Annotated in this window: 9 protein-coding genes and 1 tRNA gene; 3 read left to right on the top strand and 7 right to left on the bottom strand. The window is 65.2% G+C overall.

Features of this window, described 5'->3' with window-relative positions:
- The first annotated feature begins 27 nt into the window (after positions 1-27).
- Both QZ994_RS16380 and QZ994_RS16375 read left to right on the top strand, forming a co-directional pair.
- A complete protein-coding gene (locus tag QZ994_RS16380) occupies positions 28-1,047 on the top strand; it encodes a M14 family zinc carboxypeptidase (protein ID WP_290874050.1) in 1,020 nt (339 codons plus the stop codon).
- A gap of 37 nt (positions 1,048-1,084) precedes the next feature.
- Positions 1,085-1,966, top strand: coding sequence for an alpha/beta fold hydrolase (locus QZ994_RS16375; protein WP_290874047.1), 882 nt, complete (start codon positions 1,085-1,087; stop codon positions 1,964-1,966).
- On the opposite strand, the gene QZ994_RS16370 is transcribed toward QZ994_RS16375, so the two are convergent.
- From QZ994_RS16370 to cysS, 7 genes are all read right to left on the bottom strand, one after another.
- A complete protein-coding gene (locus QZ994_RS16370) occupies positions 1,882-2,934 on the bottom strand; it encodes a recombination-associated protein RdgC (protein ID WP_290874044.1) in 1,053 nt (350 codons plus the stop codon). The genes QZ994_RS16375 and QZ994_RS16370 overlap by 85 nt on opposite strands.
- A 154-nt stretch (positions 2,935-3,088) precedes the next feature.
- Positions 3,089-3,179 (bottom strand) — tRNA-Ser (locus QZ994_RS16365).
- Between the two features lie 97 nt (positions 3,180-3,276).
- A complete protein-coding gene (locus QZ994_RS16360) occupies positions 3,277-4,533 on the bottom strand; it encodes an aspartate kinase (protein WP_290874041.1) in 1,257 nt (418 codons plus the stop codon).
- An 88-nt stretch (positions 4,534-4,621) separates the two neighbouring features.
- Complete coding sequence (gene tilS / locus QZ994_RS16355; protein ID WP_290874037.1) at positions 4,622-6,094, bottom strand: tRNA lysidine(34) synthetase TilS; 1,473 nt, start codon at positions 6,092-6,094, stop codon at positions 4,622-4,624.
- Positions 6,091-7,062 carry an acetyl-CoA carboxylase carboxyltransferase subunit alpha gene (locus QZ994_RS16350; protein ID WP_290874034.1) on the bottom strand — a complete coding sequence of 324 codons (972 nt, stop codon included), beginning with the start codon at positions 7,060-7,062 and terminating at the stop codon, positions 6,091-6,093. Before QZ994_RS16350 ends, tilS begins: the two co-directional genes overlap by 4 nt.
- A gap of 34 nt (positions 7,063-7,096) precedes the next feature.
- On the bottom strand, positions 7,097-7,792 hold the full coding sequence (locus QZ994_RS16345) for a DNA-3-methyladenine glycosylase (protein ID WP_290874031.1): 696 nt from the start codon (positions 7,790-7,792) through the stop codon (positions 7,097-7,099).
- Positions 7,792-9,177, bottom strand: coding sequence for a cysteine--tRNA ligase (gene cysS / locus QZ994_RS16340; protein ID WP_290874028.1), 1,386 nt, complete (start codon positions 9,175-9,177; stop codon positions 7,792-7,794). Before cysS ends, QZ994_RS16345 begins: the two co-directional genes overlap by 1 nt.
- Before the next feature lie 367 nt (positions 9,178-9,544).
- Here cysS and QZ994_RS16335 point away from each other — a divergent pair.
- A partial coding sequence (locus QZ994_RS16335; RefSeq protein ID WP_290874025.1) for a tetratricopeptide repeat protein occupies positions 9,545-10,140 on the top strand: 596 nt, incomplete at its 3' end.

Below are 10,140 nucleotides of genomic sequence, written 5' to 3'. Positions count from 1 at the left end.
TGCGGTACCTGGCGGGTCGCCACCGCCCTGCCTGAACTGGATGCGCTCTACCGCCTGATCGACGAGGGCGCCCCCGACCTCCAGCCCCAGGTTCTCTGCCAGGTCGACGCGGGTTCACAGCGGTTCGAGGTGATCGCCCTCACCCTGGGCAACCCGTCGCCCGAGGTGCCCGCCATGGGCTACTTCGGAGGCGTGCATGGCCTGGAGAGGATCGGCACCGAGGTCGTCCTCACCTACCTGGCCACCCTGGTCCAGCGCCTGAAGTGGGACCAGCTGCTGCACCGACAACTCGAATCCTTGCGGCTGGTTTTCATGCCCCTCGTCAACCCCGGGGGCCTCTGGCAAGGCACCCGCGCCAACCCCAACGGCGTCGACCTGATGCGCAACGCCCCCGTGCACGCCACCGAGCCCGTTCCCTTTCTGATCGGGGGACAGCGACTCAGCGCCATCCTGCCCTGGTACCGTGGGCCGCTGCACGCCGGGCTTCAGCCCGAAGCCCAGGCCCTGTGCGATGTGGTGGAGCGCGAACTGCTGCCGCACCGTTTCAGCCTGGCGCTCGACTGCCACTCCGGCTTTGGCGTCGACGACCGCCTCTGGTTCCCCTACGCCCACACCAGCCGCCCCATCGAGCACCTGGCCGAACTGCACGCGCTCAGCCGCATCCTCGATGCCGGCCAAGCCCATCACCCCTACGTCTTCGAGCCCCAGAGCCTGCAGTACCTGACCCACGGCGACCTCTGGGACCACCTCTACCTGCGCTCCCGCGAGCAGGCCCCCGAGCGGCTCTTCCTGCCATTGACGCTGGAGATGGGCTCCTGGCTCTGGGTCAAGAAGAACCCGCGCCAGCTCTTCACCCGCCACGGCATCTTCAACCCCCTGATCGACCACAGACTGCACCGCGTGCTGCGTCGCCACCTGGGCCTGCTCGACTTCATGGGGCGCGCCGCGATGAGCCACACCCATTGGCTGCCCTCTGACCTGGCGCGTGACGCCGAGCGCCAGGCCGCGCTGAATCGCTGGTACGGGCACCGCCCCGAATTGAGCTGAACCTTGAGCTGAACCGAGGTCACAGCGAATGCCACCCATGACACCACCGAACAAGGCCGACACGGCGCCCCAGCAGGAGGCCCGTCCCGCCACCTGGGTGCTGCTGCGTGGCCTGACGCGCGAAGCCGGCCACTGGGGCGACTTCCCCATGCACCTGCAAGCGGCCTTGCGTTCAGGCACCCGCCTGGTCTGCCTTGACTTGCCTGGCAATGGCACCCTGCATGCCCAACCCAGCCCCACCACCGTTGCCGACATGGCCGAAGCCGTGCGGCAACAATTGAGTGAACGAGGGCTGCAACCACCTTTTCATGTGCTGGCGATGTCACTGGGCGCCATGGTGACGGTGGCCTGGGCTGCGCACCACCCCGAGGAGCTGTCTGCGGCCGTGCTGGTCAACATCAGCCTGCGGCCCCACAGCCCCTTCTGGCAGCGCCTGCGACCATCGTGCTACCCACGCATCCTGGGCCTGTTGCTGCGCCGCGCGTCAGGCGAAGCCTGGGAAAGCGCCATCCTGCAGCTGACCACGTGCCATCCACCAGACGGCCCCGGCCTGCTCCGGCAATGGCGATCCCTGCGCCAACGGCACCCCGTCGACACGGCCAACGGCCTGCGGCAACTCTGGGCGGCAGCTCGCTACCGCGCGCCCGCCACGGCCCCACGCGTGCCGCTGCTGCTGCTCAATGGTGCGGGCGACCAATTGGTGCATCCCGCGTGCTCGGCCACACTGGCTTCACGCTGGGCCTGTGCCCTGGCGGTTCACCCCAGCGCAGGCCACGATCTGCCACAGGACGATGGGGGCTGGGTCATCGCCCAGATTGGCCACTGGTTGTCGGATCAGGCCCAGGGCGGCGGCTCGACGGAGTCGGCAACCCCTGCACCGGACGCCTCGGCGGCCCCGGGCGACGGGGTCACCACCTGATCGGCCACGCGCATGGCGCGCTCCGGTCGCGGCACCCCATCGGCGTCCACAGGCCCCTGCCCAATCACCTGCTCACCACCCAAGGCCTCCAGCAGCTCCGGGATCAGTTCCACGAACTCGCCCGTGAAGATCGCCACGTCGGCATCGAAGGCTTCGTTCTTGTCGGTCTTCGCCGCCGAGGCCGTCGAACCCTCAAAGACCACGTCCTGGAAAGCCACCTTCTTCAGCGCCATCGACTCCGTCAGGATGAAGGACACGCGCTCGCGCCAGGTCAGCGCCAACTTGGTCGGCATCTTGCCCGACACGATGTGCTGCTTCACCTCGTCGGTGTCGAGATTGTGTCGTGTATAGCGCACCACCGACTTCATCTCGTCCGTCGACTTGAGCTCGCACTCGTTGTCCACGAGGAAGGCATAAGGCGGCTCGCCCGTGCCCAGCCAGTGCGCCATGGCCACCGAAGGCGACATCTCGGTCTGCACCAGGCTCAGTGCCAGACCTTCCACAGCCTGGATCAGCATGGTGATCACCTCATCGGCCTTGCCCTGGCTGGCGCAATCCAGCACCACCATGCGCTCGGCTGGTGCGATCCACACGCGGGTGGCGGATTGCTTGGTGAAAGCCATGGGCAGCAACTCCAGCATGGCCTGGTCTTTCAGCTCTTTCTGCTGCTTCTTGCCCGGCTTGCGGCCCGTCTGCTTTTCGATCTGCTCGGCCAACTCGTCCACGCGGCGCTTGACCACGGAGCCCGGCACCACCTTTTGCTCGGTCATGACCTTGAGCATCAGGTGGCCACCGATGGATTCGACCAGCGGCGCAAAGGCGATGCCACGCGGCTCCACCCAGCCCATGGACTTCTCCTGCGACGCACCACACGGTGCGAAGCGAGCCTTGTCCAGTTCGGCTTCGATGGCAGCCGTGGTGGCGGCCCAATCCGAGGCCATGCGGTAAACGGTGAGATTCTTGAACACGTCTCGTCCCGACAAAAACACCCGGGAGCGCAGCCGCACCCCCCAGGTCATTGACATTGAACCTGCCTGCCCGCTGTGCGCTGTTGGCACCCAGGCGGCGAACCCTGCAAAGAAAAACCCCTGACAGCTTTCACCATCAGGGGTCCTCTTGTACTGGCGGAAACGGAGGGATTCGAACCCTCGATGCGCTTTTGGCGCATACTCCCTTAGCAGGGGAGCACCTTCGGCCACTCGGTCACGTTTCCAGCAAGAATTGCATTCTAGCCCAGAAATCAGGCTCTTCGGCCTGTTGCGCTCAAAACAACGCTTGAATCCAAGCCTGCCTCGAGCGCCTAGCCCTCATCAGGCCTTGGCTTCGTCCAGACCAAAAGCCTTGTGCAGCGCGCGCACGGCCAGTTCCATGTACTTCTCGTCGATCACGACCGAGGTCTTGATTTCCGAGGTGGTGATCATCTGGATGTTGATGCCTTCGTCGGCCAGCGACTTGAACATCGTCGAAGCGATGCCCACATGGCTGCGCATGCCGATGCCCACGATCGATACCTTGCAGATCTTCGGGTCGCCGATGATGTCGGCCGCGCCCAGGGCGGGTTGCACCTGAGCCTTGAGCAGCTCGATCGTCTTGGCGTAGTCGTTGCGGTGCACGGTGAACGAGAAGTCCGTCTTGCCCTCGCGCGACACGTTCTGGATGATCACATCGATGTCGATGTTGGCTTCGGCGACCTTGCCCAGGATCTGGTAAGCGATGCCGGGGGTGTCGGGCACGCCGACCACGGTGATCTTGGCTTCGTCGCGGTTGAATGCGATGCCGGAAACAACGGCTTGTTCCATGTTCTCGTCTTCCTCAAAACTGATGAGCGTGCCCGACTTGGCTTCTTCTTCCAGGTCGATGTCCCAGGGCGTGAAGCTCGACAGCACACGCAGGGGCACACGGTATTTGCCGGCGAATTCCACCGAGCGGATCTGCAGGACCTTGGAGCCCAGCGAGGCCATCTCCAGCATCTCTTCGAAGCTGACGGTGTTCAGGCGGCGGGCTTCCGGCACCACGCGGGGGTCGGTGGTGTAGACGCCATCGACGTCGGTGTAGATCAGGCACTCGTCGGCCTTCAGCGCAGCGGCGACGGCCACGGCGGAGGTGTCGGAGCCACCGCGACCCAGGGTCGAGATGTGACCTTCGGGCGAAACGCCCTGGAAACCGGTGATCACGACCACCTTGCCAGCTGCGAGGTCGGCACGCACGCGGGCGTCATCGATGCTCTCGATGCGGGCCTTGGTGAAGGCCGAATCGGTCTTGATGGCCACTTGCCAGCCGGCGTAGCTCACCGAATCGATGCCTTCGGCCTGCAGGGCGATCGCCAGCAGACCCGAGGACACTTGCTCGCCCGTGGCGGCGATTGCATCGAGCTCGCGGGGGCTGGGGGTCGCGGAGAGTTCTTTGGCCAGGCCCAGCAAGCGGTTGGTTTCACCGCTCATGGCCGAAGGCACGACCACGAGTTGATGACCCGCCCGCACCCACTTGGCCACGCGCTTGGCCACGTTGCGGATGCGCTCCGTAGAGCCCATCGACGTGCCGCCGTATTTGTGAACGATCAGTGCCATGTCAGATGTTGTTGGAAAAGACCGCGCCAAACACAAGAAAACCGCAGGAAAACCAGCTGGTTGCCCCCCTCTCGGAAAGCGTGCGCGATCAAACCCTCGATTTTAGCCCGGAATCAACACGGTCGGGGCACCAGCGCAAGGCCCACTGCGGCTCACCCGGCGCGGCCCAAAGGCGCGCGTCCATGCCCAGACCGGGCACAAACACGAGGTGATCGCCAGCCCAGGCCAGCGGCCCGTCGCGCAACCAGGCCGGTACACCCTGCTGTTGGTACTGCTTGCGCAACAACCGAGCAGGCCGGTTCGGGCCCAACTGGAACTGCTCGCCTCCGGCGCGCGGACACAGCCTCAGCGACGCCAGCAGCGCGCGCGGCACGCCGCCCTCCTCCACCAGCTCCGCAACGAGTTCACCGCCCCAGCCCGCGGGTCGGCAATGGTCTTGCTCGGTCAGCGAAATCACCTCACCCTCGGCAACAGACACGTCGACCGAACCATCGCCAAACCAGTCACCCGCAGGCATTTGCCTGGCATCCTGTGCGGCTTGCTCGGTTTCACGCAAGCGTTGGACACGGGCGGCCATGTCCGGCGTCCAGCGCAGGCGGCCACGGTACAGCCCCAAGCCCACCGGAGGCCACGACGCAGGCTCGGTGCGCGCAGCCACAGCGGGCAATTCATCGGCCAGGCGGCTCACCCAGCTGGCAGGCAAAGCCTGACCCGCCGTGGCCCGGTACCAGTGCATCAGACTCAGTCGCCGATGCGGGCCGTCCAGGCGAGCCCAGGCGCCCACATCGAGCGTCACCTCCGGGCCCGGCTCGCAGCCACCGCACAGCGCACTGACCTGCCCCGCCATCGCGGCATCCAGCACCGTCTGCGCATCGGCCAAGCGGGCTGCGGCATCGGCCAGAGCCTGCTCGGCCTGAGGAAACGCTGCCGCCAGTGACGACCACACCCCATGGCGAAGTCGGTTCCGGGCAAACCGGACATCGGCGTTGCTGTCGTCGTCGACAAAGACCAGGACGTGCGCAGCCACATGGGCCTCAATGGCCTCTCGAGGCGCACGCAGCCAGGGACGGCACCAGCTCAGTCCGCCGCGCCCCGCCTGGCTCGGCATCGCGGCCAGCCCTGCCACCCCGGCGCCACGCAGGGCCTGCAACAAGAAGGTTTCGGCCTGGTCGCGGCGGTGGTGGGCCAGAAGCACAGTGCGGACACCCGCCTCGGCAGCCATCTCGGCCAGCGCCTCATAACGTGCCTCGCGCGCCACGGCCTCGACGCTGCGCCCATCCTGCGGGCAGTGAACCCGACGCACCAGCGCCCTCACCGGCCAACCCTGGGCCGCCCAGGCCTCACAGAGCGAGACCACGTGCGTCGCCCAGGCATCGGCCTGCGAGCTCAGCCCGTGGTGCACATGAAGCGCGACGACCGCCAGCCCCGGCACGTCGCGTGCGGCACTGGCGGTCGCGTGGAGCAGCGCGACCGAGTCGCGCCCACCGCTGCAGGCCACCGCCACACTGCCCTCACCCGAAGGCAAGGCCGCGCGCAACAGCCCGATCAGGTCGGTGCTCAATGTTCCTTGGTGTCGTTGAAACGACCGTAGCTTTGCAGGCGCTCGTAGCGCGACTGCAGCAGGTCCTTCACCTTCAGGTCGCTGACCTGGCGGAGCGCATCGTTCAGCGCGCGCTTCAGGTTGGCCGCAGCCTGCTTGTGGTCGCGGTGTGCACCGCCCACGGGCTCGCTCACGATCTTGTCCACCAGGCCCAGGGCCTTCAGGCGATGGGCCGTGATGCCCAGGGCCTCGGCGGCGTCCGGCGCCTTGTCCGACGTCTTCCAGAGAATGGAAGCGCAGCCTTCCGGCGAAATCACCGAGTAAACCGAGTACTGCAGCATCAGGGTCTGGTCGCCCACGCTGATCGCCAGCGCGCCGCCCGAACCGCCTTCACCAATGATGGTGGTGATGATCGGCACCTCCAGCTTGGCCATCTCGAAGATATTGCGACCAATGGCTTCCGACTGGTTGCGCTCTTCGGCACCGATGCCGGGGTAGGCGCCCGGGGTGTCGACGAACGTGAAGACCGGCAGGCCAAACTTCTCGGCGGTCTGCATCAGGCGCAGGGCCTTGCGATAGCCCTCCGGGCGCGACATGCCGAAGTTGCGCAAACCACGCTCCTTGGTGTCACGGCCCTTCTGGTGACCCACGACCATGCAAGGCTGACCATTGAAGCGAGCCAGACCACCCACGATGGAGAGGTCGTCCGCAAAATGGCGGTCACCGTGCATCTCCTGAAAGTCGGTGAACAGTTCGTTGACGTAGTCCAGCGTGTAAGGACGCTGCGGGTGGCGCGCGATCTGCGTCACCTGCCACGGCGTCAGGCTGGCGTAGATGTCTTTCGTCAGCAGCTGGCTCTTCTTGCTCAGGCGGTCGATCTCTTCAGAGATGTCGACGGCCGACTCGCTCTGCACATAACGCAGTTCTTCGATCTTGGACTCGAGTTCGGCGATGGGTTGCTCGAACTCCAGAAAGTGTCGTTTGCTCATGGCGGGGGGTCCTTCTTCTCTTCCAGCAAGCTGGTCATTGGTCGGCGGGCAGCGGATCGAGGCTGCGCCACAGATACCAGGTGCCCACGGTGCGGTAAGGCGCCCAGGCCTCGGCCACGTCGCGCGCTTCGGCACGCGACACGGGTTCACCGCTGAAATAACTGTCACTGATACCCTTGATCAGGCCGGCGTCATCGAGCGGCAGCACATTGGGGCGCATCAGGTGAAAAATCAGGAACATCTCGGCCGTCCAGCGACCAATGCCGCGGATGTCGATCAGCTCCTCGATGATGGCCTCGTCGTCCATCTTCTGCCAGTCGGTCACGTGCACCTGGCCGTCGTCAAAGTGCTTGGCCAGGTCGCGCAGGTAATCGATCTTGCGGGCCGACAGACCCGTCTTGCGCAGATCCTCAGGCTCCGCACGCAACACATCGGCCACGCGCAGCGGCCCACGGGCGTCGTCGGACACCACTTCGAAACGGGCCAGCAGCTTCTTCCAGACCGACTGGGCCGATTTGACCGAAATCTGCTGCCCCACGATGGAGCGGGCCAGGGTCGTGAAGGCGTCGCCGCGGGTGTGCAGGCGGGCATGGCCGTGGTCGGCGATCAGCTTGCGCATCACGCGATCACGTTTGACCAGGTGCTTGCAGGCGTCATCCCAATAGGTCGGGGTGACCAGCAGGGTGCTGGTCTGGGCCACACCGGCCGCAGACAGGGGGGCAGACGGCATCAGGCTTTGACCCAGGTTGTGCCCTGCGGGCTGTCTTTGAGTTCGATGCCCAGGGCGGCCAGCTCGGCACGGATCCGGTCTGCGCCTGCGAAGTCTCGGGCCTTCTTGGCGTCTGCGCGCGCCTGGATCTTGGCTTCGATCGCCGCAGCATCCAGCCCACCGACTGACGCGCCACCCTGCAGGTAAGACTGAGGCGACTGCTGCAACAGACCCAACAAGGCCCCCAGCGACTTCAGCTGCCGCGCCACATCCAGCGAACCCGTGCGGTTCAGCTCGGCAGCAAGGTCGAAGAGCACAGACAGCGCCATGGGCGTGTTGAAGTCTTCGTCCATGGCCGCCTTGAAGCGCGCTGCCTGAGGCTCGGCCCAATCGATGGCAAGCGCCTCGACCTCGGCCACCGAACCCAGTGCGGTGTAGAGCCTGCGCAGACCCGTGCGTGCATCGTCCAGGCCGGCATCGCTGTGGTTGAAGGGGCTGCGGTAGTGTGTGCGCAGCATGAAGAAACGGATGGTCTCTCCATCGAAGTGGTTCAACACCTCTCGGATGGTGAAGAAGTTCCCCAGCGACTTCGACATCTTCACGTTGTCGACGTTCACGAAACCGTTGTGCATCCAGTAGTTCACGAAGCGCTTGCCTGTGGCGCCTTCGCTCTGGGCGATCTCGTTTTCGTGGTGCGGGAACTGCAGATCAAGGCCGCCACCGTGGATGTCGAACTGCTCGCCCAGCAAGGTGCACCCCATGGCCGAGCACTCGATGTGCCAACCGGGGCGCCCCTCGCCATAGGCAGAGGCGTACTTGGCATCGGCCGGCTCTTCCGGCTTGGCCGACTTCCAAAGGACAAAGTCCAGCGGATCCTGCTTGCCATCGTCCACGGCCACACGCTCGCCGGCGCGCAGGTCATCGAGCGACTTGCCCGACAGCTTGCCGTAACCCTCGAACTTGCGCACGGCAAAGTTCACGTCGCCATTTGAGGCCTGGTAAGCCAGGCCATTGGCCTGCAGCTTGCCAATCAGGTCCAGCATCTGCGGCACGTACTCCGTGGCACGGGGCTCGTGCGTCGGGGGCTCGATGCCCAGTGCCGCGATGTCCTGGTGCATGGCCGCCGCCATTTCTTCCGTCAACTGGCGGATGGTGATGCCACGCTCGACGGCACGGCGGATGATCTTGTCATCGATGTCGGTGATGTTGCGCACGTACACGACGTCCAGCCCGCTGGCCTTGAGCCAGCGTTGCACCACGTCGAAGGCCATCATCATGCGCGCATGGCCGATGTGGCAGAGGTCATAGATGGTCATGCCGCACACGTACATGCGGACCTGGCCCGGCGTCATCGGCACGAAGGGCTCGACCTGACGCGACAAGCTGTTGAATAAGCGCAGACTCATGAGAAAACGGGTGGCGGTGGCGGCTGCCCAATGGGCGGCCTGGGTGCACAAGGCGATCCTTGCAGGAACAGAGCAGATGCCTTCCGGTGAACTGTTGGGAGCCTTTGACGACAAACGCTAAAGCCGCGCCAGAACAGGCTTTTTCCCGATCGCACCAGCCAGGCGCCTCGCCACGGAGTGCGCCCCACCGCTCAGATACAATCGAAGGAGTATAGCGGGACGCCCGAGCATGGGGGAGAACGTCGATCCTCCAGGGCACCCGCGGCTGCTATCCTCAAAGACCGAATGGCACGCCCCTCAGCCTCCTGCAGACAAGGCTGAACCAGGCCTCTTCGCCCACACGAACAAAATACTGGACCTCGATCTCATGCAAGCCGTCGCGCCCCAAGGTGGATTCCGCCTGACATCACTGGCCGCCAAATGCCTGGCCATTGCAGCCCTGTCCCTGAGCGCCCTGGGCGCCCGCGCCGACGAAGTCGCCGACGTCCAGAAGCTCCTCTCGGCTGGCAAGAATGCCGAAGCCCTCCAGAAAGCCGATCAGTACCTGGGCAGCAAGCCCCGTGATCCGATGATGCGTTTCCTGCGCGGCATCAGCCTGTCGCAGGCTGGACGCGCCCCCGAAGCGATCACAGCCTTCACCAAGCTGACCGAAGACTTCCCCGAACTGCCAGAGCCCTTCAACAACCTGGCCGTGCTCTACGCGCAGCAAGGTCAGTATGACAAGGCCCGCACGGCTCTCGAGATGGCCATCCGGACCAACCCCAGCTACGCCACAGCCTACGAGAACCTGGGCGATGTCTACGCCAAGCTCGCGAGCCAGGCCTATTCCAAGGCCCTGCAGATCGACACCCGCTCTGCCGTTGCGCCCAAGCTGGCCATGATCCGCGACCTGTTCCCCAAGGATAGGAACTCGATCCAGGTCGCGTCGGCCAGCGCCAACCCGGCTCCGGCGCCAGCCCCTGC

This window comes from Aquabacterium sp., assembly GCF_021768455.1.
Taxonomy (GTDB): Bacteria; Pseudomonadota; Gammaproteobacteria; order Burkholderiales; family Burkholderiaceae_C; genus Aquabacterium.
This window is presented reverse-complemented; position numbering and strand designations above follow the sequence as displayed.

Bases quoted from the DNA above. Each gene is read 5' to 3' on its own strand.
- QZ994_RS16345 (WP_290874031.1), bottom strand. From the start codon at position 7,792: ATGCCGTCTGCCCCCCTGTCTGCGGCCGGTGTGGCCCAGACCAGCACC.
- QZ994_RS16360 (WP_290874041.1), bottom strand. From the start codon at position 4,533: ATGGCACTGATCGTTCACAAATACGGCGGCACGTCGATGGGCTCTACG.
- QZ994_RS16375 (WP_290874047.1), top strand. From the start codon at position 1,085: ATGACACCACCGAACAAGGCCGACACGGCGCCCCAGCAGGAGGCCCGT.
- cysS (WP_290874028.1), bottom strand. From the start codon at position 9,177: ATGAGTCTGCGCTTATTCAACAGCTTGTCGCGTCAGGTCGAGCCCTTC.
- QZ994_RS16350 (WP_290874034.1), bottom strand. From the start codon at position 7,062: ATGAGCAAACGACACTTTCTGGAGTTCGAGCAACCCATCGCCGAACTC.